Genomic DNA, 24760 nt, shown 5'->3' on the forward strand with positions numbered 1-24760 from the left:
CGTCACACCTGGATCGCCTTCACTTCGACGAATTCGTTCAACCCCTCCTCACCCCATTCACGACCGTTACCCGACTGTTTGTAGCCACCGAATGGCGCCTGATAATTGAACGCCGCGCCGTTGAGGAAACACTGGCCGGCACGCATCTGACGCCCCAGTTGCAAGGCCCGTTCGGCACTGCCGGCCCAGACGCCGCTGGACAGGCCGAATGGCGAGTCGTTGGCGATCTGGATCGCTTGCGCCTCATCGGTGTAGGGAATCAGGCACAGCACCGGGCCGAAGATTTCTTCCTGGGCAATGCGCATGCGGTTGTCGACATCGACGAACAGTGTCGGGCTGACATAGAAGCCGCGCTCGAAAGCCGATGGCGTGTCACCGCCGCACAGCAGCCGTGCGCCTTCCTGTTGGCCGACCTTGATGTAGTCGAGCACGGTGCGTTTTTGCCCGGCCGAACACATCGGGCCGAGGAAGCTTTGCGGGTCGAAGGGATCGCCCATGCGCAGGCTCAGGGTTTCGGCCAGCGCCAGTTCCACGGCCTCGGCGTAGCGGCTGGCCGGCAGCAGCATGCGGGTCAGCGCGGTGCAGGTCTGGCCGGAGTTGATCATCACGTCCTGCACGCCGTAGCGCACGGCCGCTGCCAGACCCGCATCCTCGGCGATCAGCAACGGCGACTTGCCACCCAGTTCAAGGCACACCCGTTTCACCGAAGGCGCCGCCGCCTGCGCGACGCGAACGCCGGCGCCGGTGGAGCCGGTGAACGACACCATGTCCACGTCCGGGTGCTTGGCCAGCGCTTCGCCAACTTTCGAGCCCGGGCCGCTGACCAGGTTGAACACCCCGGCCGGCAGGCCGATGTCCTCGATCATTTGCGCCAGCAGGAAGGCATGCAGCGGCGTTTCCTGACTCGGCTTGACCACCACCGTGCAACCGGCGGCCAGGGCCGGTGCGAGTTTGCCGATCAACTGGTGCAGCGGGTAGTTCCACGGATTGATGAACGCGCAGACACCCACGGCCTCGCGGATCACCAGCGAATTGCCGACTTCGCGCACTTCGTCCATCAGCCCGGCCAGTTCGACGTATTGCTCAAGGCCAGTGATCGGCCCATCGACCTGCACCGAGCGGCACCATTGCACCGGCATGCCCAGCTCCGTGGTGATGACCGCGGCCATCTCATCGGCACGGTTGCGCAGTTGATCGGCCAGTGCGCGGATGTAACCGGCACGCACGCTGGACGGCGTACGCGACCATGTATCGAACGCCCGGCGTGCAGCCGCCACGGCGTTTTCGACATCGCGCTCATCACCCAGCGGCACGCTGCCAGCCACTTCTTCCGTGGCCGGGTTGATCACCTCGGCGATGCCCTGCCCCGACGGGTTTCGCCAGCGACCATCAATAAACAGTGTCTTGTGATTAAGCATGAACCTTTGCCTCCATCAGTTCTTGAGCACAACGGGCAATGCGCTGGCAGGCATCACGCAGGGGTTCGGTGCCGACCACCAGACCGAGGCGAATATGCCCCGCCGCACTCGGACCAAAGGCCTCGCCAGCCAAGACCGACACGCCGTGGCGATCCAGCAGACGGTCGGCAAACGCCTGGGCGCTGAGCCCGGTCTGGCGGATATCGAGCATCACGAACATCCCGCCATCGGGTTTCAACGCCCGCACGCCGGGGCAATCGGCCAGGCTGTCGCACACCAGATCGCGACGTTGGCGATAGGCTTCGCGCATGGCTTCGAGTTCCGGCAGGTTGCTTTCCAGGGCCACCACGGCGGCGTCCTGAATGAAGTCCGGCGAGCCGTAGAGCATGCACAACGCGAGGTTTTCCAAGTGCGCGGCCAGGGATGGCGGCGCCACCACCCAGCCGACGCGCCAACCGGTCATGGCGTGGGATTTCGACAGGCTGTTGAGGGTCGCGGTGCGTTCGGCCATGCCCGGCAGGCTCGCCGGGCTGACGTGCTCGCCTTCGAATAGCAGTTCGCTGTAGACCTCATCGGAAATCAGCCACAGGTCGTGGGCGATGCACAATTCAGCCAAAGCGGCCCAGGTGCTGCGCGGCAGACTCGCGCCGGACGGGTTGTGCGGGCTGTTCAGTGCCAGTGCCCGGGTGCGCGGAGTGATGCGCGCGGCGACGTCTTCGGGCAGCACGCGGAAGCCGTTTTCCGAGCGCACCGGCACCGGCACCACCACGGCACCGCAAGCACCGAACACCGCTTCGTAGGTGACGTACATCGGTTCGGCAACGATCACTTCGTCACCCGGATTGAGCACGCATTGGGCCACGCTGAACAGCGCACATTGCGCCCCGGCCAGCACGGTGACCTGATCCGCCGAAACGGACTGGCCGCTGCGCTGTTGATGACGCTTGGCGATGGCTTCACGCAGGGCACGCTTGCCGCGCACCTCGGCGTAGTGAGTGTTGCCGCTCAGCAGGCTGTCGATGGCGCCCTGCACGATGGGCTGTGGCGTGTCGAAATCCGGGTCGCCCACGGACAACAGCAGGATGTCTGCGCCTTGCTCGCGCAGTGCCAGAGCGCGGTAGTGAATGTCCCACGCGGCGGCGCCGTCGCCGGCGATACGTTGAGTCAGATCGGAAAAGCGCATGGCTTCATCCCCTTAAAGTGCAAATCAATGCGCACAGGCATGCTTGAGTTCGATCAGGGTCACGCCGTTGCGCTTGAAGCCTTGGCGCAAGTCGGTCTGCAACTCGGCCAGGCTTTGCGGCTGAGTCACGGTGCAGCCAAACGCACGAGCGAGGGCGGCGAAATCCGGGTTGCGTGGCAATACGCCGATGGGTTCGATATCCAGGCCGATCATGTCGTCGCGGATTTGCCCCAGTGCATCGTTGTTCCACAGCAGCACCACCAGCGGGCTGTCCAGTTCTTCAACAGCCGTGGCCAGTTCCTGGGCGGTGTAGAGGAAACCACCGTCGCCCACCAGCACCAGGCCCGGCCGCTGAGGCGCACCGAACTTGGCGCCGATGCCGGCCGGCAGGCCATAACCCAAGGTGCCGTAGCCCGTGGGGTGCAGCCAGCTGCGAATGGCCAGGCTGTCGAAGGCGTAGTTGCCGGTGTAGGCCAGTTGGGTCATGTCGGTGCTGACGAACGCGTTGTCCGGCAGCTCCGCAACGATGCGGTCGAGAATCGATTGATGGATCGACTGCAACGGGCCATGGCTGGCCTTGACCGCTTCGCGCAGTGCGGCGACCGAGGCAGTGGCGGCGCCAGCGTCGCGCACGTCGGTCGGCAAGCGCTCAAGCAAACCGCTGAGGGTTTGTTGTGCGTCACCATGCAATGCCACGGCGCAGGGGTAGAAATCGTTGAATTTGCGTGGGTCGATGTCGACCCGCAGCAGTTTGCCATTGAGCGGCAAACGCTCGCGCCAGAAATCGGTGTCGGCCATTTCGGTGCCGACCGCCAGCACCACGTCGGCCTCGGCGATCAGGTTCCAGCCCGGTTCCACACACAACGATGAGCCGGCATTGAGCGGCGCATCCGGTGGCAACAGGCCCTTGCCGGCGACGCTGGTGAACAATGGTGCAGCGAGACGCGTGCTGAGTTCGCTCAGTTCCTGCACGGCATTCAGCGCGCCACCACCGGCGATGATCATCGGCCGCTTGGCAGTCTTCAGTCTGGCCACGGCTTGATCGATGGCGGTGGCAGATGCCGGGCCGCGACCCGGGCGACGTACCACCTCATTGCTCCAGTCACGGGCAATCGGCGCCGACAACACGTCCAGCGGCACCGAGATGTGCACCGGGCGCGGGCGCTCGCTGTCGAACACCGCGTAGGCACGGGCGATCAGCTCCGGCAGGTCTTCGGCGGTCAGTGCCACTGCCGAGAACGCAGTAATCGGCGCGGTCATCGCCCGTTGATCCTGACACTCGTGCAGGCTGCCCCAGCCCTTGCCGAGGCTGGCGCTGTGGTTGACGCTGGAAATCACCAGCATCGGAATCGAGTCGGCGTAGGCCTGGCCAATGCCGGTGGCGGCGTTGGTCACGCCGGGGCCGGTGATGACGAAGCACACGCCGGGTTTGCCGCTGACCCGGGCATAGCCGTCGGCCATGAAACTGGCGCCCTGCTCATGGCGTGTCAGCACGTGGCGAATGCCGCTGCCGGGCAAGCCGCGATACAGCTCCAGGGTATGTACGCCGGGGATGCCGAACACGGTATCGACGCCGTAGTTGGCCAACAGGCGCACCAGGGCCTGGCCACCGGTCAAGGTTTTGCTTTGCATGTTCATGTCCTCACTCCTGGCCGAGGCGAATCAACGCATCGACCGCGGTCGTGCCATGGGCACCGACCAACAATGGGTTCACATCGAGTTCCCGCAAGTGCGCGGCGTTTTCGCAGGCGTAGTCGGCCACGGCGCGGATCGCCGTCACCAAGGCGTCCAGGTCAGCAGACTCGCGACCACGGAAACCTTGCAGCAACGGCGCACTGCGCAGGCTAAGCAAGGCATTGCGGATCGCGCCGTCGGTGGTCGGCAGTAGCAGGCTGCGACTGTCCTTGAGCAACTCCACCAGAATGCCGCCGGCACCGATCACCAGCGCGAGGCCGAAATCGTTTTCGCGCTTGATGCCGACGATCAGCTCAGCCAGTGGCGGCTTGGCCATGGGTTCGAGCAACAGTTGATCGAACACCACGCCCGGGGCGTAGGCGGCAATGCTGGCGCGCATCTTCTCCAGTGCAGCACTCAATGCCGCGCCGTCCTTGAGGTTCAGCGCCACGGCACCGGCCTCGGTCTTGTGTGGCAGTTGAGCGCTGACCGCTTTGAGTACCAGTGGATAGCCCAGGGTTTCGGCGTCCTTCAGGGCCTTGTCCGGCGTGCTCAATACGCCGTTGGGCGTCGGCAGGCCAAAGGCTTTTAACGCCTGTTTGGAATCCCATTCATTGAGCAAACGCCCCTCACCTTCCAGCGCTTGCGGGCACAACGGCACCAACGCCGATTCGCCCAGCGCCAACAAGGCCTGGCGGTTGCGCTGATAACCGGCGATGCGCCCCCACGCGGCCAACCCGTCTTCAACACCTTGCAACGCCGCAACGCCTTGGGCGTGCAGACGCTCACGGGCATGGGCCGGCAGCAACTCGGGGAAGGCCGAGGTGACGAAACCGGTTTTGCCGTGACGTTGCAGCGCCGCGCAGTACAACTCCAGCAGCAGGTCGCATTCCTTGCGCTCGCCGGTGAACTCCGACGGGTAGTCGAGCACCAGCATCGCCGCGTCGGCTTCGGTGCGCAGCGCGCTGTCGAGCATGCGGTTCAAGGCTTCGCCGTCGCCCCAGATCGCCGTGGTGAAATCCAGCGGGTTGACCAGGTTGGCGTAGGTCGGCAGCACTTGCGCGAGTTCGCCGACCTGCCCTTGATCGAGTTTCGGCAGACCCAGGTCGTTGCGTTCGGCGTAGTCGGCAATCAGCCCGGCGTCGCCACCGGAACAGGCCAGCGCGATCAGGCTGTTGCCCGCCGGCAGGTTGCCGCAGGCGGCGGCCTTGAGGGTTTCGACAAAACTCACCGGGCCGCTGACGCGAATCACCCCGAGACGGTCGAACAGTGCGTCGTACAGCGCGTCGGAGCCGGACAGCGAACTGGTGTGACTCAAGGCCAGCTCGGCGCCGATCTGCGACACGCCGGTTTTCAGGGCGATGATCGGGATGCCCTTCTCCAGCGCCTTGTGCGCGGCGCGGGCAAAACCCGGCACGTTTTTCAGGCCTTCCAGGTGCAGGCCGATGGCGGTGACCCGAGGCTCGTCGAGTAACACGTCCATCAGTTCAGCCACGCCCAGTTGCGCCTGATTGCCCACCGAGGCCATGTAGGCCACCGGCAGCGAGCGGTCGCTCATGGACAGGTTGTAGGCGAAGTTGCCGCTCTGGGTCAGCACCGCCACGCCCTTCTCCACCGCCTTGCCGCCATGGGCCACCGGCCACAGTGCGGAGCTGTGCAGGTAGTCGAGCAGGCCGTAGCAGTTGGGGCCGAGCAAGGCCATGTCGCCCGCAGCCTTGAGCAGTTGCTGTTGCAGGGCCTGGCCTTCGGCGCCGGTCTCGGCGAAGCCGGAGGCGTAGCAGATCGCGCCGCCCGCGCCGATGGCGGCCAGTTCGGCGACGCAGGTCAGGGTCAGTTCGCGGTTGGTGGCGATGAACACCGCGTCCGGGCCGCAAGGCAGTTCGGCAACGCTGCGCACACACGGCACGCCTTCGAGGCTGTCGTGTTGCGGGTTGACCAGCCACATTTGCCCTTGGTAGCCACCCTCGGCACAGCGCTTGAGGGCGCGAGCCATGCTGCGACCGCCGACGAACGCCACGTGTTGCGGCGCGAGCATGCGTTTGAGGTTGTCACGAATGGTTTGGGACATGGGAATTCTCCGGGCCGATCAGCGCAGCAGCGGCCGCAGCAGCTCGCGGGAAATGATGTGGCGCTGGATTTCCGAAGTGCCTTCCCAGATCCGTTCGATCCGCGCGTTGCGCCAGATGCGCTCTACCGGACCTTCGTCCATCAGGCCCATGCCACCGAAGATCTGCACCGCTTCATCGGCGGTACGGCCGAGCACTTCACTGGCGAACAGCTTGGCCATGCCGGCCTCGCCATCGGTCATGGTGCCTTGGTCCATTTTCCAGGCGGTGTGCAGGGTCAGCAGTTCGGCGGCGCGGATTTGCGTGGCCATGTCGGCCAATTTGAACGACACGCCCTGGTAAGTGCCGATCGGCTGGCCGAATTGCTTGCGGTCCGCCGCCCATTGCAGCGACACGTCCAGTGCGCGCTGGGCCTGACCGACGCAGTTGGCCGCGACCATCACGCGCCCGGCGGTCAGCCAGGCGTTGGCCACGTCCCAACCCTTGCCGACTTCGCCCAGCACTTTGCTGGCCGGCACGCGGCAGTCGTCGAAGAACATTTCGAAGGTGTGATAACCACGGTTGCTCACGCACTTCGGTCCACGGCGGATGGTCATGCCCGGGGTGTTGCGGTCGACCAGGAACGAGGTCACGGCGTTGCGCTTTTTGCCGTTGTGTTCGTAGGTGTCGGTCACGGCGAAGACGATGGCGAAATCGGCATGGCCGGCGTGGCTGATGAAATGCTTGCTGCCGTTGAGAATGAAGTCGTCGCCTTGACGCACGGCGCGGGTCTTGATCGCATTGGCGTCGGAGCCGGCACCCGGCTCGGTCAGGGCAAAGCAGTCGATCTTTTCACCCTGGATGCTCGGCAACAGGTAGTCGTTGATCTGGTCGCCGGTGCAAGCCATGAGGATTTTCGACGGCCGCGCGACGAACACGTGCAGCGCCCAGGACACCTTGGACAGCTCACGTTCGATCAGCGCCTGGGACAGGTAGTCCAGGCCGCCACCGCCCACTTCTTCGGGCATGTTGAAGGCGTAGAAGCCGGCGGCAATCGCCTTGCCGCGAATCTGCGCCGCCAGTTCCGGGGAGACCTCGTCGGCGCGATCGACCTGCTCTTCATAGGGCAGCAGTTCCTTCTCGACGAAGCTGCGTACCGAGTCCACCAACATTTCTTGTTCTTGGGTCAGTTGGAAATTCATGCTGCTACCTGTTGTTCGTGTTCTGGGAGATGGAGAGGAATCAACGACCGATGAAGCGTGCCGGGCGTTTTTCCATGGCGGCGCGCAGGGCTTCGGTGCCGTCTTCGCTGCGGCCGCAGAGCAGGCCGGCGGCGAGCTCGGCTTGCAGTTGCTCCGCCAGGCTGCGTTCGGCGCCTTCGCGCATGAGTTTTTTGGTCTGGGCGAAGGCAAAGGTCGGGCCGGCGGCCAGGCGTGCGGCCAGTTCGCTGGTGACCGTCAGCAGTTGATCGTCGGCACAGACATCGCCGACCAGACCGGCGTCGAGGGCACGGTCGGCGCCCCACAACTCGTCCAGGAACAGCAGGCGCTTGGCCTGTTCGCTGCCGATCAAACGCGGCAAGTGCCAACTGGCGCCAGCATCCGGCGAATACGCCATGCTGGTGTAGCCGGCCTTGAAGCGCGCCGATTGCCCGGCGATGCGCAGGTCGCAGCACAGGGTCAGGTCCATCCCGGCGCCGACGGCGGTGCCGTTGATGGCGGCGATGGTCGGTTTTTCCAGGCTGTGCAGACGGGTCATCAAGGCATGGGCGGTTTCGGTCCAGCCGTAGGTTTCCAGTGCACCCCGGGCTTCGGCATCGGCCCATTCATCGAGGTCGGCGCCGGCACAGAAACTGCGGCCGCTGCCGGTGAGCACCACCACGCGCACCGCTGGATCGGCGTTGAAACCGTCGAGCAAGGTGTGCAGGTTTTTCAGCGTCGGAATGTCCAGCGCATTGCGCTGCGCAGTGCGATTGAGGGTGATCCAGGCAACGCCTGCTTCGACCTGGCTGAGCAGCGACGATTGAGTGGTCATGGGAATCCTCGAATTATTGTGATTGGTCTGAGGTGATGCGACTTGAGGCCATACTAAACGAGTGTTCAGTAAGGCGGCAATCGGCGGGGGAATGGGCTGTAACAAGCCCATTAAATCTCTATGTCATTGGTTTTATTGAATTATTTATCGATTGCGGCGAATGGGTCGCTGGCGCTGTTACAACTTCGAACAACTGGCGACAGGAGGCAGGTCGCAAATTTACTGAACGCCGCAAACCCCTGTGGGAGCGAGCTTGCTCGCGATAGCGGTGGACCAGTCAACAGTAATGTTGAACCTGATGCCGCCATCGCGAGCAAGCTCGCTCCCACAGGGGGGAAGTGGTTATCTGGAGGTGTTATGCAGCCGGCAAGCTCGGTGCCAACACGCCCTGACGCTTGCGATGAATCAGGAAGTACGCGCCATAGCACAGCGCAATGAATCCAAAGCCCCAATACAGCGACGGGCGCTGGGTTTCATCCAGGGCCAGGAACACGAACAGCGAGCAGCACAGCGTGATGCACATCAGCGGCAATACCGGGAACCACGGTGCGCGGTACTTCAGGTCGCTGAGTTTGCCGCCGTCACGCAGGTACGCCTTGCGGAACTTGTACTGCGCCAGCGCGATGACAATCCAGGTCACGGTGCCGGACATGCCGCTCACCGCCATCAACACCATGAACAAGGTGTCGGCAGCGACGAAGCTGGTCATCAGCGACACCAGCGCGAAGCACAAAGTGATGCTCAAGGCGCGCAGCGGCACGCCACGCTTGCTCAATGGCGACAGGCTTTTCGGCGCCATGCCGGTTTTCGACATCGCCCACAGGATGCGCGTCGAGGCATACAGGCCGGAGTTGCCCACCGACAGGATCGCCGTGAGGATCACGAAGTTCATCAGGTCGGCGGCGTAGGGAATGCCGACCATGTCGAACACCTGCACGAACGGGCTTTCCATCAGGCCGGCCTGCTGCCACGGCACGATGGCCGACAACACGATGATCGCCAGCACGTAGAAGATCAGCACGCGGAACACCACGTTGCGTACGGCGCGGGGAATGCTCTTTTCCGGTTGATCGGTTTCGCCGGCGGCCACGCCCATGATCTCGCAACCCTGGAACGCGTAGACCACGGTCATCATCACCGCGAACACCGCCGACAGGCCGTTGGGGAACAACGAATCGCCGATCAGGTTGGTCGCCATCGGTGCCGGGGCGCCGCTGCTCAGGGGCATCACGCCGAAGATCACCAGCACGCCGACCACGATGAAACCGAGAATCGCCGCGACCTTGATCCCCGAGAACCAGTATTCGGCTTCACCAAAGGCGCGGGTCGCCATGGCATTGATAGCGAACAGCACCACCACGAACAGCGCCGACCAGTACCAGATCGGCACCGCCGGGAACCAGCGGGTCATCAGCATGCCGGCGGCGGTGAACTCCAGGCCCACGGTGGTGGCCCAGCTCATCCAGTACACCCAGCCGATCATGAACCCGGTGGCCGGGCCGATGTATTTTGTGGCGTGGGTCTGGAACGAACCGGACACCGGCATCTGCACCGACAGTTCACCCAGGCAGACCATCACCAGGTACATCAGGAAACCCGCGACCAGGTAAGCCAGAATCGCCCCGATCGGGCCGCCCTGGTTGATGGTCACGCCGGAGCCCATGAACAACCCGGTGCCGATGACGCCGCCCAGGGACAGCATGAAAATGTGCCGGCTCTTCAGGGCGCGGGTCAGCTGTATGCCTTTACGATCAGTATTTTCGTTCATGTCGGCACCTCAGCAGTCGTTGAGGTGAACAGCGCGCGACAGGACGTCACGGCGCAGGGAGGGATCAGCTTTACGGCAATTCATTATTATTATCTCCAATAAGCTTCGAAGACCGCGCTGCGGCGGTTGCGTCGATTATTGGAAAGCCATGTAAGTTCGCGTTGACCGTAAAGATCGAAGTTGTACAAAGTCGTAACAAACTTGTACGTCAGCTCTGCAACAGGCCTTTCAGGGTCGTCAGTGCGTGCTGCAATTGCTCGTCCAGCGCGGGGCTCATGCGCTGGATCGCCGATTCATCGTTTGCCAGCGCCAGGGTCTCCAGCGCCCTCAAGGTGCTGGCCAAGGCCCGAAAACCCAGCGAGTCGCAACTGCCAGCCAAGCGGTGCGCCAGTTGCGCGACCTCTGTGCAGTCGTCGGCGGCCATGGCTTCATTCAGCGCATCGCGGTGTTGAAGGATCGAGTCACGCAATACCGCCAGCAGACCCTGGACCTTTTGCGCACCGAGCAGGCTGCGATGGGTCTGCAACAGCGGCCAGTCCATTGTTTCATCGCTCAGTAGCGACTCGGCGACAGGCGCATGCCCTTCCAGCACCTGGCGCAGGTTTTCCAGCTTCAAGGGCTTGGCCAGGACACCGTCCATGCCGGCCTCCAGATAACCGCGCACCAGTGCCGGCTGCACGCTGGCGGTCAGGGCGAAAATGCGCGTATGGCGGTTCGGCCCGTCGCTGTTGCGGATTTGCCGGCACAGCTCGACACCGCTGATGCCCGGCAGATGCACGTCCAGCAGCATCAAGTCGAACACCTGCGCCGCGCAGTGTTGCAGCGCCTGATCCGCTTCTTCGGCCAGCCACACCCGGTGGCCGTCCCGCTGCAGCAAACCCTTGGCCACTTCACGATTGAGCGCCACGTCCTCGACCACCAGAATGTTTAGTGCAGGGCCCGCCGCGCGAACCGGCACGACTTCAACCACAGCGCTGGCCGGCTGCAGGGACAGCTCGAACCAGAAGCAACTGCCGCGCCCCTCTTCACTGTCCACGCCGATGCAGCCGCCCATCTGCTCCACCAGATGTTTGCAGATCGCCAACCCCAACCCCGTGCCACCAAAACGTTGCGCGACTTCTTCGCTGGCCTGGGTGAAACGCTCGAAAATCTTCGCCTGCATCAAAGGGGCAATGCCGATGCCGTCGTCCGTGACACTGACCCGCAGGCGCTGCCCGGTCTGCTCGCCCGTTTCGGTGAGCAGCGCCACCTCGACGCTGACTTCGCCGCCTTCGGTGAACTTGATCGCGTTGGCCAGCAGGTTGCTCAGCACCTGGCGCAGGAACTGCTCGGCGCCGTGGTGATGCTCGGCAATCCGTTGATCGATGCGGCAACTGAGGATCGTGTCGTTATTCAGCGCTCGCGGTTCCAACAGTGTCAGTACCTCGTCGAGCAACTGGCGCAACGAGAAATCCACTGGTTCGGGATGGCTGACGCCCTCCTCCAGCTTGGCGAAATACAGCACCTCGTTGAGGATCGTCAGCAAGCCTTCGCCGGCCTTGTGCAAGGCGTCCAGGCGTTTGCCGTCCTGGGCATCCAGACGCGCGCCGCGCAGCAATTCGGCCATGCCGAGGATGCCATTGAGCGGCGTGCGCAGTTCATGGCTCATGGTCGCCAGGAACCGCGACTTGGCGAGGTTGGCCGCTTCCGCCTCGTCTTTGGCGCGCATCAGGCTAGCGGTACGGCGCTCGACCATTTTCAGCAACTCGTCACGGTTGTCCTGCAAGGCCAGGCGATCAGTTTCCCGGCGCTCGATGTCCCGCAGAATCGCCCGGCGCATGTCGTCCAGTGCGTGGGCCACGGTGTCGATTTCGTCGCTGCCGCGGCGCTTGTCCAGGTGCAGGGGCTCGTGCCATTCACCGGCGGCGATGCGCCGGGCGAACTCGGCCATGACCTTCAGGTGCCGGGTCACCAGTCGATAAAACAGCCCCGACAACGCAATGGCCAGACCGCAGAGGAACACCGCCATCCACAACAGGCTGGTCAACCCGGTGGCGTAGAGACGCTGGTACACCGCCCCCAGATCGGTACTGACTTCCAGCTCGCCAAGGTTGCGCAACGGGCCGGACGGCGGCTGATAGTCCAGGGCAAAGCGCTCGATGCGCAGCGGCCCGACCGGCTCGGGATTGCCCTGTACCAGATCGAAATCGGCACTGGTCAAATGCACCCGGGCGACGTCGGAGAAGTCCACCAGCCCGCGCAACTGCACGTTCAGCTGTTCCTGGTTCAAATCCCAGAGGCTGCGCTCCAGGCTGGCCAGGTAGCCGGCGCGGATCAGTTCCATGCGCGAATCGATGTCGCGCATTTCCCGTCGATACTCGATGTACAGTTGCACGCTGCTGGCCAGCACGGTGAAGCACAGGCTGAACAACAGAATGAACAGCAACAGGCGCCGCAACAGTCCACCGGGACGGGCGCGAATCATTGCGCATCCGCCGGCAGGTTGATCATGTCGCGGTAGATCACTTCACTCTCATTGAGCCAGCGCTCGATGTCACCGGCATCGACCATGCGCTGCAACTGCGCATTGATCTCGGGCATGCGAGCGGCCAAGGGCGAGCGCCGCGATACGGCAACCCGCAGAAAATCCACGCTCAACGCCTTGGGCAAGGCGACGATGTCCTGGCCGCCGGGCAGGTTTTCCACGTACAGCTGGCCGGTGCGCCGCTCCTGGGTGATGAAATCGATGCGCCCGCGAATCAGCTTGCCGAAGTTCTGGTGGCTGTCGGAAACCCATTCGATATTGTTGTTGCGCGCAACCATGCGATCGAACTCCACGCCATAGCTCTCGCCGAACAACAGGCCGCCACGGTAATGGGCCAGGTCGTCCAGTTGTTCGAATTTCACCGGGTGCTGGCGGTTGATGAACAGCGCCACTTCTTCGCGCAGCACCGGCACCGTCGAGAACAGCATGCTCTGTTCCCGTTGCGCGGTGCTGTAGGCCAGCACCACATCGACCCGGCCTTCGGCGGCGTCCAGCAGGCAGCGTTTCCAGTTGCCCAGCACCACCATCTCGACCTCGTAACCCAACTGGCCAAACAGGCTTTTCACCACACTCGGTGCCAGGCCGCGCACCTGCTTGCCATCACTCCACGAGACCGGCGGGTACACCGGGTAATCGCAATAGCGAACCTTGTCCGCCGCGACGGCATGGCCGGCCAGCAGCATCGCCAGCAGGCAAAGCCATCGCGCCATCAGGTTCAGGCCGCCACGCTGGCGGTGAACAGGTAACCGGCGCCGTGAATGGTGATGATCAATTGGGGCTCGGCCGGATCGTCATGCAACTTGCGGCGCAGGCGCCCGACCAGCACGTCGATGGAGCGGTCGTTGGGCACCCATTCGCGGTTGCGAATCTGGTCCATCAACTGGTCGCGGCTGAGGGTGTGGCCGCTGTTGCGCAGGAACACGCTGAGCAACTGGTATTCGCCGTGGGTCAGCAGGGTTTCGCTGCCGGACGCATCGATCAGGCGACGGCGGTCGGTGTCCAGTGACCAGTCGGCGAACTGCTTGACCGGTTTGGCCACCGCGACGGCAGGCGCTGGCGTTTGCGCATGACGTACCCGGCGAATCAGGTTTTTCGCCCGGGACACCAACTCCCTTGGATTGAGGGGTTTGATCACGTAGTCATCGGCGCCGCATTCGAGGCCGACGATGCGGTCGATTTCGTCGTTGCGCCCGGTGATCAGGATGATCCCGACCTCCGACCGCACCCGCAGTTCGCGGGTCAGGGTCAGGCCATCCTTGCCCGGCAGGCGGATGTCGAGCATCACCAGGTCGACGCTCTGGCTGGCCAGGAAGGTTTCCGCCAGTTCCGCCGTGGCGGCGCAGTGGACGTCGTAGCCTTCCTGGGACAGGTAGGCGTGCAGCAGATCGCGAATCAGCGGATCGTCATCGACGATCAATACCCGAGGAGTCATCGCTTTGTGTCCGGCATAGGCCCGAAGGCCAGTTTCTTATTAGAGTGTTTTCCTGCATCGGCGCCAGAGAGTATCGATTGCTGAACGACTGATCAACAGTCGCTCGTCTGCACGCAAAAGCGCTGGCGTCCGCCGGCCTGCAAACCATCGACCCAGGCCTCGCAAATCTGGATGCCCTGCTCCGGGGTGAAGGTGCCGGGGTTCAGCCCGGACTCCAGCCACAAGCCGTCGAGCAAGGCGCTGAGGCTGATGGCGGCAAGGTCGGCGTCGAAATTTTCCCAGCCTTCCTCCCGGGCCAGTTCTGCCAGCACCTTGCGCAGGATGCCGCGATACTCGCCATAGGAATGATCGTGGGCCTGGTTGATGGCCTCGGCGGTTTTCACCGCGCCCCAGAACGCCAGCCACGCATCAATCAGTTGCGGATCGAGCAGCTCGGCGGAAAACGAACCGCGGAAAAACGCCGACAAACGCTCCCGGGCATTCGGTGCGGCTTGCTCCATGGCATCGCGCAGCAAGGTCATGACTCGCCCGGTGATCGCCATGTAGGCCTCGGCCACCAGCTCGTCCTTGCCGGAATAGTGATGGCTGATCAGCCCCACCGAGACCCCGGCCTCGGCGGATATCTTGCGGATCGACGCGCCCTGGAAGCCGTGACGCTTGAGGCACACCAGCGTCGCCTCGATCAGGTTGGCTTTGCGCAACTCCGGTTCCATGCGAGAAAAACGGGCTTCCTGATTCATGGGCGACACGCTCCTTGGTTCAATCGATTAGGCCCGCGTTGTGTGCGCGAGCTGAACGACTGTACAGCAAGAGCGGGCCAAGTCTCCAGTCGGGTGTAAGTCTGAGAACCGAGGCGCCCCCATCGCGAGCAAGCTCGCTCCCACAGGGTTAACGGGCGTACGCAAGATCTGCGAACAACCCAAACCACTGTGGGAGCGAGCTTGCTCGCGATGACGTCAGTCCATACAACACAAAATCCGGATCAGTCGCGGTAACCCGGCGCAATGCGGTCCAGCATCGTCAACAACGCCGCCCAGGCCAGTTGCATCGCATCCGGATCACTCAACTCCCCATCCTCCAACGGTCGCCCCGGAGCATTGAACTGCCGTTCGGTGTGCTCGCAGACCTCGTGCGACGGCAGAACGACTTCACCGGCGGCTTGGGCGGCCAACTGAATCTCACAGGCCTTTTCCAGGTAGTACATGCGCAGGAATGCCTGGCTCACCGTCTCGCCAACGGTCAGCAAACCATGGTTGCGCAGCATCAATACCGGCTTGTCGCCCAGGTCCACCACCAGCCGTAGTTGCTCGCTCAGGTCCAGCGCCACACCCTCGTAGTCGTGGTAGGCAACATGGCCATAGAACTCCATGGAAATCTGGTTCACCGGCAACAACCCGCACTTCAACGCCGCCACCGCGCACCCGGATTTGGTGTGGGTATGCAGCACGCATTGCGCATCTTCGCGGGCGCCATGGATGGCGCTGTGGATCACAAAGCCGGCCGGGTTCACCAGGTACGGCGACGGCTCCACAGCATGGCCATCGAGGTCGATTTTCACCAGATTGGACGCGGTGATTTCGTCGAACATCAGCCCGTAAGGGTTGATCAGAAAGTGATGCTCCGGTCCCGGAATGCGCACCGAGATGTGGGTGAAGATCAGATCGGTCATGCGAAAGTGCGCAATCAAGCGGTAACAGGCCGCCAGTTCCTCACGCAAACGCTGCTCGGTGGCGCTGCGCCCGAGGGCCAGATGGGTGGCGATTCTGTTCATTGTTGTGGTTCTCCAGACTGATCGGCAGGCAGCCTGTAAGGCTGGATGTGCACAGGCGTCCAGCCGCTGACATGCACTTGCACTTGAGTTTTCTACCCCGAAAAGGTTGGCTTTGCGCCCCAACACGGTTGAAAAATTTACTCATTTGAATCGATAGGACGGGAGTTTGATTTCCCACTACTCTGGAAAATCCAGCTTGCGGAAGATCCCCCTTATGTTTCGCCCACTTCACTTTATCCTGGCCCTTTGCGTTACGTTGCTGACTGCCGTTTGTTTTCCACCATTCGATGCTTATGCGCAGGCAGGTGAAAAGTCAGCCGACGGAATTCAGCTGATCCGCTCTGCGCACCCCGTATGGTTGCTGGAGCAACCTTATGCCGATAACCCCATGCTGACCGCCCGCACCTATGGCGACAGCGCTTACGGCGATTATCACGTCAATGCCACCCTGCTGGTCAGTTGTCACCCGCAAACTCAAGGCGCCGGTCTTACGCTGCAGATCGCACCCGCCGCACTGGGTTTTGACAGCGATCCATTTGAAGGTCCGGATGCCACTGCAAACGGGCCATTGCACATCACTACTGGAAAGCGCACCACCGTCGATCACCGGGTATCTGGTATCTGGACTTACGGCGGGGCTTTCCAGGTCGGTACCATCTTCGCGATCGATACGCGCATTCCACGCGATGAGTTGGCCTACTGGGCGAGCGACGCGTCACGCGGCCAACTACTGAAGCTTTCGTTAGCCCCGGCAAACGCGGGCGCCAAGCCATTGACTGCAATATTTTCATTGCCGGAAAACAATGACGGGTTGAAGCAAGTCATCCAGCCTTGTCTCGTGACTGCCAGCTCCAGCCCTGTGAAACCCTAGCGCGACCACGTCAAAGGCTCCTGACCAGGGGCTTATCCCACGATAACCTGCCGCTTGGATGTATCCGCCAACGACGAGTGGGCGCCTTGTTGAATCCCTCCGACAGTAAATAAATATATTGATTTTTTACTACAGGTAAATTTCTATAGCAAAATAATAACAATGCCGAAGCCCGGCGTTTCGGCTTCAGCCTGCCTGGAGTACCCGCACCATGCCGATCTCGACACCCGCCTTCGCGCACCTGTTCGAACCCCTGGAGATCCGTGGCAAGCGCCTGAAGAACCGCATCATGTCCAGCGGGCACGACACCTCGATGCCCACTGACAACCTGGTCAATGAACAATTGATCGCCTATCACCGGGCGCGTGCCGAAGGCGGTGCCGGGCTGATCGTGCTGCAAGTGGCCGGCGTGCATGACAGTGCGCGCTACACCTCCCACGTGCTGATGGCCACCGACGATGCGTGCATCGAGGGCTACCGCAAACTGGCGCAAACCTGCCATGCCCACGGCACCGTGGTGTTGTCCCAGGTGTTCCATCCGGGACGGGAGATCATGGAGTCCAGCGATGGCCTGCTGGCGGTGGCTTATTCCGCATCGTCGGTGCCCAACGAACGTTTCCGGGTGATGCCCCGCGCGCTGGACCAGGCCATGATCGACGATATCGTCGCCGGTTACGCCGCTGCCGCCCGCCGCCTGCATCAGGCAGGCATCGATGGCGTCGAGGTCGTGGCCAGCCATGGTTACCTGCCCGCGCAATTCATCAATCCGCGGGTCAACCGGCGTACCGATGGCTACAACGGTGAGCTGGAACAGCGTTTGCGTTTTCTGCGCGAAGTCATCAAAGCCGTGCGCGCGGCGACCGATGAGCAGTTCATCGTCGGCCTGCGCATCTCCGCCGACGAGCGCGACCCGGAAGGCCTGACCGAAGACGAATCCCTGGCCGCCGTGCAGTCACTGCAAGCGCAGCTTGATTACGTACACATCGTCGCCGGCACCTCGGCCTCCCTGGGTGGCGCGGTGCATATCGTGCCGCCGATGGCGATCGAAGCGGCGTACCTGGCCAGGGAAGCCGGGACGTTCAAGGCGAGTCTGGACATTCCGCTGTTCGTCACCGGGCGCATCAACCAACCCCAGGAAGCCGAGCTGATTCTGGCTCGCGGCCAGGCCGATGTGTGCGGCATGACCCGGGCGCTGATTTGCGATCCGCAAATGCCCAACAAGACCGACACCGGCCGCGTCGAAGACGTGCGGGCGTGCATTGCCTGCAATCAGGCGTGCATCGGCCACTTCCACAAGGGCTTGCCGATTTCCTGCATCCAGCACCCGGAAACCGGTCGCGAATTGATCTTCGGTGAGCGCCGGGCGGCGAACAATCGCAAACGCATCATGATCGCCGGCGGTGGCCCGGCCGGGATGAAAGCCGCCGCCGTCGCTGCCCAGCGCGGGCATGAGGTGACTCTGTACGAAGCCAGTTCGCAACTGGGCGGTCAGGTGTTGCTCGCGCAGTTGCTGCCACGGCGCAGCGAGTTTGGCGGTGCCAACACCAACCTGCAGCGGGAAATGCAACTGGCCGGCGTGCGCGTGGTGCGCAATACCCGGGTCGACCGCGCGCTGGTGGAGCAGGAAAAACCGGACATGGTGATCGTCGCTACCGGTGCCGAGCCCTACTGGCCAGCCTTCGAGCGTGGCGGTGAATTACAGGTGGTGGACGCCTGGCAAGTGCTGCGCGATGAAGTACAGGTCGGCCGTTCGGTGGTGGTGGTCGACTGGCGCTGCGACTGGATCGGCCCCGGCATCGCCGAGCGTCTGGTCCGTGCCGGGCATCAGGTGCAACTGGCGGTCAATGGCACCCATTGCGGGGAAAACCTGCCGCTGTACGTGCGCGACCAGCTGGCCGGCGAGCTGCATAAGCTGGGTGTACCGATCACGCCGTACGCGCGGCTGTATGGCTGCGATGACAACACGGTGTACCTGCAACACACCGCCAGTGGCGAACCGATGTTGATGGAGAACATCGATGCGCTGGTGCTGTGCCAGGGCCATCAACCGGTGGATACCCTGGGTGCTGAACTGCAAGGGCTGGTGGAGTTTCGCCGCATCGGCGACTGCCTGGCGCCACGCACCGCCGAAGAAGCGATTTATGAAGGCCTGAAAGTCGCGTGGGAGCTTTAAGGCTGTTTATACTCCGGGGCTTTACATTCAAATGATCGCTCTCTGTAGGAGCTGCCCCCGGTTCGGAATTTTCCATGAGCACCAACAGCAAGACCCAGCCCGCCTCAGGCAGCGCCGAACCGCATTTTCTCGGCACACGCATTCGCGGCCTGCGCAAACGCCGGGGCATGACCCTGGCGGAACTGGCGCAACAGAGCGAACTCACCGCTGGCTACATCAGCCAGCTGGAACGCAACCTCGCCTACCCGTCGATTCCGGCGCTGTTCAACATTGCCCGTAGTCTCGGCGTCACCATCCAGTGGTTCTTCGCCAGTGAAGCGGTCACCGCGCCCGAAGACGATGGCGTGGTGGTGCGCAAGAACAGCCGCCTGAACGTGCATTACGAAGACGGCATCGTCGACCAGTTGCTGACGCCGCAGGCCAACCGCCAACTGGAAATGCTCCACTCGCGTTTCCCGCCCGGCACCTACAGCCAGCAAAGCTACAGCCACGACGGTGAAGAAGCCGGCTACTTGCTCTCGGGGAGTTTCGAGTTGTGGGTCGGTGAACGCCATTTCCAGCTCAATGAAGGCGACAGCTTCAGCTTTTCCAGCCAAGAACCGCACCGCTACGGCAACCCCGGCGATGTCGATGCGGTGGTGATCTGGGTGATTACGCCGCCGACGTTCTAACGTCGGCTGCGACCGTTTGACTGAATGGTACTCGCTCGCTTGAGGGTGTCGCTCGGCAGCTCGTTGAACAACGCGCGGTAGCTGCTGGAAAACCGCCCCAAATGCCAGAACGACCAATGCATCGCCACCTCGGCCACGGTGGTTTGCGTGGGCGTGCGGCTGAGCAACTCGCGGCGGGCGCTGTTGAGGCGGCGCAAGCGCAGCCATTGGGTCGGCGCCATGCCGGTGTAGGTCTTGAACGCATGCTGCAACTGGCGCAGTGAAACCCCGGCAACCTGGGACAGCTCCAGCAGGTTGAGGTGTTCTTCCGGCGTGTCCGCCGCCCATTCCCCTACCCGCTTCATGATCGCCCGCTCCCCGGCCCGACGCTGCAATGCGCCCTGGTCGAGACCAACACACGCGTTGTCGAGGATGAACAGGCAATCTTCCAGCAGCTGTTGGGTCAGCGCTTCGCGGCTCGGTGGATCGAAGGTCTGCGACAGCCGCGTCAAGGTCCCGCTGAGCCAACGGCAGAACAGCGCGTTCTGCTGGGAGTTGAGCGGCGCCATGAACAGCCCTTCGAGCCGGGCGATGTCCAGGCTGTGGCGCTGTACAAACTCCGGCCCGAACACCACGGCGATTTCCTGGTAGTTCTCCGGAGTGATCCAGATGTTGCGGCTTTCGCCATTCAACACGTACAGCGCATTGTCGCCGCGATCGAAACAGAACGACAACGAGCCCTGGGGCGCGCTGAAATTCTGCTCGACCCGGGTGTTCATCGACTCTTCGTAAATCTCCACGCCCTGCAGATCCAGATAACGCACCCTACCGGCGAAATGCCCCGGCGACATCTGCTGGTATTGCTGCACCCAGCCCGGCGTAGCGCGGATTTGCTCGGCGACATCGGCGGTGTTGAACGCTTGGACCTGGAGGGAATTGGAACCTGTCATGGGGCGACCCTGCGCACTCTTTTGGTGCGCTTTGTGCTGCTTAAAGTGGATAGATGGAACTGCAAGGCTCGCACAAGATAGTCGTCAACGCGCTACAGGGGAAGTGTCCGGCGGATGAAACCGGTCTCTCCTGGCGTTAATAAAACCAATAACGAGGTCTTTATGAATGTCCCTTTCGATCAGCTGTTCACTTGGCTGAAAGATCACAAGATTACCGAAGTCGAGTGCGTCGTCAGCGACCTGACCGGCATTGCACGCGGCAAAATTGCACCGACCAACAAGTTCCTGCATGAGCGAGGCATGCGCCTGCCGGAAAGTGTCCTTCTGCAAACGGTAACCGGGGACTTTGTCGACGACGACATCTACTACGACCTGCTCGACCCGGCCGACATCGACATGGTCTGCAAGCCAGACGCCGACGCGGTGTACGTGGTGCCATGGGCCATCGAGCCGACCGCCATCGTGATCCACGACACCTTCGACAAGTTCGGCAACCCGATCGAACTGTCACCGCGCAACGTGCTGAAGAAAGTCCTGCAGTTGTACACCGACAAAGGCTGGCGGCCGATTGTCGCGCCGGAAATGGAGTTCTACCTGACCCAGCGCTGCGAAGACCCGGACTTGCCGCTCAAGGCGCCGATGGGCCGTTCGGGTCGTGCCGAAAGCGGCCGTCAGTCGTTCTCCATCGACGCGGCCAACGAATTCGACCCGCTGTTCGAAGACGTCTACGACTGGTGCGAACTGCAAGGCCTGGACCTCGACACGCTGATCCACGAAGACGGCCCGGCGCAGATGGAAATCAACTTCCGTCATGGCAACGCACTGGACCTGGCCGATCAGATCACCGTGTTCAAGCGCACCATGCGTGAAGCGGCGCTCAAGCACAACGTGGCGGCAACCTTCATGGCCAAGCCGGTCGGCGATGAGCCTGGCAGCGCCATGCACATTCACCAGAGCGTGGTGGACATTGCCACCGGCCAGCCGATCTTTGCCGATGCCGATGGCAACATGAGCGAGCTGTTCCTGCATCACATTGGCGGCCTGCAGAAGTACATCCCGAAAGTGCTGCCGATGTTCGCACCGAACGTCAACTCGTTCCGCCGCTTCCTGCCGGACACCTCGGCACCGGTGAACGTCGAATGGGGCGAAGAAAACCGCACCGTCGGCCTGCGCGTACCGACTTCCAGCCCGGACGCCATGCGCGTAGAAAACCGTCTGCCCGGCGCGGACGCCAACCCGTACCTGGCCATCGCCGCCAGCCTGCTGTGCGGTTACCTGGGCATGGTCGAGCGCATCGAACCGAGCGCCGCGGTACAGGGCCGCGCCTATGAGCGTCGCAACCTGCGCCTGCCGATCACCATCGAAGATGCCCTGACCCAGATGGAAGAGTGCGACACCGTCGGCCGCTACCTGGGCAGTAAGTTCGTGCGGGGCTATGTCGCGGTCAAACGCGCCGAGCACGAGAACTTCAAACGGGTGATCAGTTCGTGGGAGCGTGAGTTTCTGATGCTCAGCGTATAAGGCCCCCGCTCCCCCAGGCATCACACATTCCCTGTGGGAGCGGGCTTGCCCGCGATGAGGCCATGACATTCGACATCAATGTTGACTGTTAAACCGCCATCGTCGGATCGCCGCCCGGAGCAAGCTCGCTCCCACAGGTAGTGGTGAACACCTGAAAAATCCAATAATTCCAAGAGGTATCGATATGCGTCTTTTGAAATCCGTGGTCCCGGCCGCGCTGGCGGTTCTGTTCAGTGCCGTTACCCAGGCCCAGCCCCAGGTCAGCGTCTACAACTGGACCGACTACATCGGCGAAACCACCCTCGCCGACTTCCAGGCCAAGACCGGGATCAAGGTGATCTACGACGTATTCGATTCCAATGAAACCCTGGAAGGCAAGCTGCTTGCCGGCCGCACCGGCTATGACGTGGTGGTGCCGTCGAACCACTTCCTCGCCCGCCAGGTAAAGGCCGGCGCGTTCCTCAAGCTTGATCGTGAGCAATTGCCGAATTTCAAGAACCTTGACCCGAAACTGCTGACGCTGCTGGAGAAAAACGATCCGGGCAACGCGCACTCGGTGCCGTACCTGTGGGGCACCAACGGCATCGGTTACAACGTCGACAAGGTCAAACAGGTGCTGGGCATCGATCACATCGATTCCTGGGCCGTGCTGTTCGAACCGGAAAACATCAAGAAGCTGAGCGCCTGCGGCGTGTCGATGATGGACTCGGCGGACGAAGTGTTCCCGGCGATCCTCAACTTCATGGGCATGGACCCGCGCAGCGAAAACCCTGAGGACTTCAAAAAGGCCGAAGCCAAGCTGCTGCAGATCCGCCCCTACATCACCTACTTCCACTCCTCCAAGTACGTCTCGGACCTGGCCAACGGCGACATCTGCGTGGCGTTCGGTTATTCGGGTGACGTGTTCCAGGCCGCCAACCGCGCCAAGGAAGCCAAGAACGGCGTGAACATCGCCTACGCCATTCCCAAGGAAGGCGCCAACCTGTGGTTTGACCTGCTGGCCATCCCTGCCGACGCCAGCAATCCGAAACAAGCCCACGCCTTCATCAACAACCTGCTGGACCCGCAAGTGATTGCCAAGGTCAGCGCGTCGGTCGGCTATGCCAACCCGAACCCGGCCGCCAAGCAGTACATGGACCCTGAGCTGGTCAGCAACCCCGAGGTTTATCCGTCCCAGGAAGTCCTCGACAAACTCTACATCTCCACCACGCCGCCGCAGTCGATCATGCGTTTGATGACCCGCTCGTGGAGCAAAGTGAAGTCCAACAAATGAATCAGTACACCAAGGAACACACCCTCTCCTATTACGCAGCGTCCGCCAGGGGCATGCGGCAGCGTCCCGCGCTGACCTCGGACCTTGAGGCCGATGTCTGCGTGGTCGGCGCGGGTTTCACCGGCATCAACACCGCCATCGAACTGGCCCAGCACGGGCTCTCGGTGATCCTGCTGGAGGCCCGGCGGATTGGCTGGGGCGCCAGCGGGCGCAACGGTGGCCAGTTGATTCGCGGCATCGGTCATGACGTCAGCGGTTTCGCCAGGCACATCGGCGCCGATGGCGTGCAATACCTGGAGTACGCCGGGACCGAATCAGTGCAGGTGGTGGCCAATCGCGTCCGCGAACACGGCATCGATTGCGACCTGCGCTGGGGCTTCTGCGAATTGGCCAACACCCCGGCACACTTTGCCGGGCTGAAGGCCGAGCACGCCCAATTGCTTGAGTCCGGTTACGCCCATGAAACCCGCTTGATTGAGCCCGGCCAGATCCGTGAGCAAGTGGTGGACTCCGGCGTTTACGCGGGCGGTCTGGTAGACATGGGCTCGGGCCACCTGCATCCGCTGAACCTGGCATTGGGCGAAGCGAAAGTCGCCGAGTCCCTTGGCGTGCAGATCTTCGAGCAGAGCCCGGTGCTGGAGTTGATCCATGGCAGCACGGTGCAGGTCCGCTGTGCAGGTGGCACCGTACGTGCAGGCACGTTGGTGCTGGCGTGCAACGCCCATCTGGAAGAGCTGGAACCAAAACTCAGTGGCAAAGTGCTCCCGGCGGGCAGCTACATCATCGCCACCGAACCCTTGTCAGAAGACGCCGCTGCAAAACTGATCCCGCACAACCTCGCGCTGTGCGACCAGAAGGTCGGCCTGGATTACTACCGGCTCTCGGCTGACCGGCGTTTGTTGTTCGGCGGCGCGTGCCATTACTCCGGGCGCGATCCTGCGGACATCAGCGCCTACATGCGCCCGCAGATGCTCAAGGTATTCCCGCAACTGGCCAATGCGCGCATCGACTTTCAGTGGGGCGGCAAGATCGGCATCTCGGCCAACCGCTTCCCCCAGGTCGGGCGTTTGAGCCAGCACCCGAACGTGTTCTACGCCCAGGGCTACTCCGGTCATGGCCTGAACGTGACCCACTGGTGCGCGAAGTTGTTGGGCGAAGCGATCCATGCCGGCCACAGCAAAGGCTTCGACGTGTTCAGCGCCGTGCCGCACATGACCTTCCCCGGCGGACGCGCCCTGCGCTCGCCGTTGCTGGCCCTTGGCATGTTCTGGTATCGGATGCGGGAAATGCTGGGCTGACACAATCCTGCCCGGCATGCACTACCCACTGTGGGAGCGAGCTTGCTCGCTCCCACAGTGTTTTGCGTATTCCCTCTTCTACCCATCCCCTTGTTTCGACTTTCGATTTGCTCAATTGCGAGGCACTTCTATATTGAGGGGGTGCTCTGAACTTCCCGCCTTCTGTTGAGCTTGA

General features: G+C 62.5%; 19 protein-coding genes. 6 read left to right on the forward strand and 13 right to left on the reverse strand.

Features of this window, described 5'->3' with window-relative positions; all coding sequences use genetic code 11:
- Positions 1-2: 2 nt before the first annotated feature.
- From AC1D1M_RS02600 to AC1D1M_RS02655, 12 genes are all read right to left on the reverse strand, one after another.
- Positions 3-1418, reverse strand: coding sequence for an aldehyde dehydrogenase family protein (locus AC1D1M_RS02600; RefSeq protein ID WP_477774384.1), 1416 nt, complete (start codon positions 1416-1418; stop codon positions 3-5).
- The gene (locus AC1D1M_RS02605; RefSeq protein ID WP_477774385.1) at positions 1411-2601 is read right to left on the reverse strand and encodes a pyridoxal phosphate-dependent aminotransferase; all 1191 of its coding nucleotides are present in this window, start codon (positions 2599-2601) and stop codon (positions 1411-1413) included. The genes AC1D1M_RS02600 and AC1D1M_RS02605 overlap by 8 nt, the downstream gene beginning before the upstream one ends.
- 24 nt (positions 2602-2625) lie before the next feature.
- Positions 2626-4233 (reverse strand): 5-guanidino-2-oxopentanoate decarboxylase, encoded by a 1608-nt coding sequence (locus tag AC1D1M_RS02610; protein ID WP_477774647.1) that lies wholly within the window; start codon positions 4231-4233, stop codon positions 2626-2628.
- A 10-nt stretch (positions 4234-4243) separates the two neighbouring features.
- Entirely contained in the window at positions 4244-6343 is a 2100-nt protein-coding gene (locus tag AC1D1M_RS02615) for an acetate--CoA ligase family protein (RefSeq protein WP_477774386.1), read from the reverse strand.
- A gap of 18 nt (positions 6344-6361) precedes the next feature.
- Positions 6362-7522 carry an acyl-CoA dehydrogenase family protein gene (locus AC1D1M_RS02620; RefSeq protein WP_477774387.1) on the reverse strand — a complete coding sequence of 387 codons (1161 nt, stop codon included), beginning with the start codon at positions 7520-7522 and terminating at the stop codon, positions 6362-6364.
- Between the two features lie 40 nt (positions 7523-7562).
- On the reverse strand, positions 7563-8354 hold the full coding sequence (locus tag AC1D1M_RS02625; protein ID WP_477774388.1) for an enoyl-CoA hydratase/isomerase family protein: 792 nt from the start codon (positions 8352-8354) through the stop codon (positions 7563-7565).
- Between the two features lie 355 nt (positions 8355-8709).
- Positions 8710-10122, reverse strand: coding sequence for an amino acid permease (locus AC1D1M_RS02630; RefSeq protein WP_477774389.1), 1413 nt, complete (start codon positions 10120-10122; stop codon positions 8710-8712).
- A gap of 208 nt (positions 10123-10330) precedes the next feature.
- Positions 10331-12586 (reverse strand): ATP-binding protein, encoded by a 2256-nt coding sequence (locus AC1D1M_RS02635; protein ID WP_477774390.1) that lies wholly within the window; start codon positions 12584-12586, stop codon positions 10331-10333.
- On the reverse strand, positions 12583-13356 hold the full coding sequence (locus tag AC1D1M_RS02640) for a substrate-binding periplasmic protein (protein WP_477774391.1): 774 nt from the start codon (positions 13354-13356) through the stop codon (positions 12583-12585). Before AC1D1M_RS02640 ends, AC1D1M_RS02635 begins: the two co-directional genes overlap by 4 nt.
- Positions 13357-13361: 5 nt before the next feature.
- Complete coding sequence (locus AC1D1M_RS02645; RefSeq protein WP_477774392.1) at positions 13362-14078, reverse strand: response regulator; 717 nt, start codon at positions 14076-14078, stop codon at positions 13362-13364.
- Positions 14079-14170: 92 nt separating this feature from the next.
- Positions 14171-14818, reverse strand: a complete 648-nt coding sequence (locus AC1D1M_RS02650) for a TetR family transcriptional regulator C-terminal domain-containing protein (protein WP_110659255.1) — start codon at positions 14816-14818, stop codon at positions 14171-14173.
- 242 nt (positions 14819-15060) lie between these two features.
- A complete protein-coding gene (locus AC1D1M_RS02655; RefSeq protein WP_477774393.1) occupies positions 15061-15849 on the reverse strand; it encodes a class II aldolase/adducin family protein in 789 nt (262 codons plus the stop codon).
- A 214-nt stretch (positions 15850-16063) separates the two neighbouring features.
- Between AC1D1M_RS02655 and AC1D1M_RS02660 the strand changes: the two genes are divergently transcribed.
- The 3 genes from AC1D1M_RS02660 (at position 16064) to AC1D1M_RS02670 (ending at position 19564) form a co-directional block, all read left to right on the forward strand.
- Entirely contained in the window at positions 16064-16720 is a 657-nt protein-coding gene (locus AC1D1M_RS02660) for a hypothetical protein (RefSeq protein WP_477774394.1), read from the forward strand.
- A gap of 211 nt (positions 16721-16931) precedes the next feature.
- Positions 16932-18893: an oxidoreductase gene (locus AC1D1M_RS02665; protein WP_477774395.1), complete on the forward strand. Its 1962-nt coding sequence runs from the start codon at positions 16932-16934 to the stop codon at positions 18891-18893.
- Between the two features lie 74 nt (positions 18894-18967).
- Positions 18968-19564 (forward strand): cupin domain-containing protein, encoded by a 597-nt coding sequence (locus AC1D1M_RS02670; protein ID WP_477774396.1) that lies wholly within the window; start codon positions 18968-18970, stop codon positions 19562-19564.
- Here AC1D1M_RS02670 and AC1D1M_RS02675 read toward each other — a convergent pair.
- Positions 19561-20493, reverse strand: a complete 933-nt coding sequence (locus AC1D1M_RS02675) for a helix-turn-helix domain-containing protein (protein ID WP_477774397.1) — start codon at positions 20491-20493, stop codon at positions 19561-19563. The two genes, AC1D1M_RS02670 and AC1D1M_RS02675, sit on opposite strands and share 4 nt — an antisense overlap.
- 162 nt (positions 20494-20655) lie before the next feature.
- Between AC1D1M_RS02675 and AC1D1M_RS02680 the strand changes: the two genes are divergently transcribed.
- The 3 genes from AC1D1M_RS02680 (at position 20656) to AC1D1M_RS02690 (ending at position 24585) form a co-directional block, all read left to right on the forward strand.
- On the forward strand, positions 20656-22014 hold the full coding sequence (locus tag AC1D1M_RS02680; protein WP_477774398.1) for a glutamine synthetase family protein: 1359 nt from the start codon (positions 20656-20658) through the stop codon (positions 22012-22014).
- Between the two features lie 184 nt (positions 22015-22198).
- On the forward strand, positions 22199-23287 hold the full coding sequence (locus tag AC1D1M_RS02685; protein WP_477774399.1) for a polyamine ABC transporter substrate-binding protein: 1089 nt from the start codon (positions 22199-22201) through the stop codon (positions 23285-23287).
- On the forward strand, positions 23284-24585 hold the full coding sequence (locus AC1D1M_RS02690) for an NAD(P)/FAD-dependent oxidoreductase (RefSeq protein WP_477774400.1): 1302 nt from the start codon (positions 23284-23286) through the stop codon (positions 24583-24585). Before AC1D1M_RS02685 ends, AC1D1M_RS02690 begins: the two co-directional genes overlap by 4 nt.
- Positions 24586-24760: the final 175 nt, after the last annotated feature.

The organism is Pseudomonas sp. P1_F7, assembly GCF_056405655.1.

Bases quoted from the DNA above. Each gene is read 5' to 3' on its own strand.
- AC1D1M_RS02635 (WP_477774390.1), bottom strand. From the start codon at position 12,586: ATGATTCGCGCCCGTCCCGGTGGACTGTTGCGGCGCCTGTTGCTGTTC.
- AC1D1M_RS02625 (WP_477774388.1), bottom strand. From the start codon at position 8,354: ATGACCACTCAATCGTCGCTGCTCAGCCAGGTCGAAGCAGGCGTTGCC.
- AC1D1M_RS02655 (WP_477774393.1), bottom strand. From the start codon at position 15,849: ATGAACAGAATCGCCACCCATCTGGCCCTCGGGCGCAGCGCCACCGAG.
- AC1D1M_RS02615 (WP_477774386.1), bottom strand. From the start codon at position 6,343: ATGTCCCAAACCATTCGTGACAACCTCAAACGCATGCTCGCGCCGCAA.
- AC1D1M_RS02690 (WP_477774400.1), top strand. From the start codon at position 23,284: ATGAATCAGTACACCAAGGAACACACCCTCTCCTATTACGCAGCGTCC.
- AC1D1M_RS02680 (WP_477774398.1), top strand. From the start codon at position 20,656: ATGAATGTCCCTTTCGATCAGCTGTTCACTTGGCTGAAAGATCACAAG.
- AC1D1M_RS02640 (WP_477774391.1), bottom strand. From the start codon at position 13,356: ATGGCGCGATGGCTTTGCCTGCTGGCGATGCTGCTGGCCGGCCATGCC.
- AC1D1M_RS02600 (WP_477774384.1), bottom strand. From the start codon at position 1,418: ATGCTTAATCACAAGACACTGTTTATTGATGGTCGCTGGCGAAACCCG.
- AC1D1M_RS02610 (WP_477774647.1), bottom strand. From the start codon at position 4,233: ATGCAAAGCAAAACCTTGACCGGTGGCCAGGCCCTGGTGCGCCTGTTG.
- AC1D1M_RS02620 (WP_477774387.1), bottom strand. From the start codon at position 7,522: ATGAATTTCCAACTGACCCAAGAACAAGAAATGTTGGTGGACTCGGTA.
- AC1D1M_RS02685 (WP_477774399.1), top strand. From the start codon at position 22,199: ATGCGTCTTTTGAAATCCGTGGTCCCGGCCGCGCTGGCGGTTCTGTTC.
- AC1D1M_RS02645 (WP_477774392.1), bottom strand. From the start codon at position 14,078: ATGACTCCTCGGGTATTGATCGTCGATGACGATCCGCTGATTCGCGAT.
- AC1D1M_RS02650 (WP_110659255.1), bottom strand. From the start codon at position 14,818: ATGAATCAGGAAGCCCGTTTTTCTCGCATGGAACCGGAGTTGCGCAAA.
- AC1D1M_RS02665 (WP_477774395.1), top strand. From the start codon at position 16,932: ATGCCGATCTCGACACCCGCCTTCGCGCACCTGTTCGAACCCCTGGAG.
- AC1D1M_RS02670 (WP_477774396.1), top strand. From the start codon at position 18,968: ATGAGCACCAACAGCAAGACCCAGCCCGCCTCAGGCAGCGCCGAACCG.
- AC1D1M_RS02675 (WP_477774397.1), bottom strand. From the start codon at position 20,493: ATGACAGGTTCCAATTCCCTCCAGGTCCAAGCGTTCAACACCGCCGAT.
- AC1D1M_RS02605 (WP_477774385.1), bottom strand. From the start codon at position 2,601: ATGCGCTTTTCCGATCTGACTCAACGTATCGCCGGCGACGGCGCCGCC.
- AC1D1M_RS02660 (WP_477774394.1), top strand. From the start codon at position 16,064: ATGTTTCGCCCACTTCACTTTATCCTGGCCCTTTGCGTTACGTTGCTG.
- AC1D1M_RS02630 (WP_477774389.1), bottom strand. From the start codon at position 10,122: ATGAACGAAAATACTGATCGTAAAGGCATACAGCTGACCCGCGCCCTG.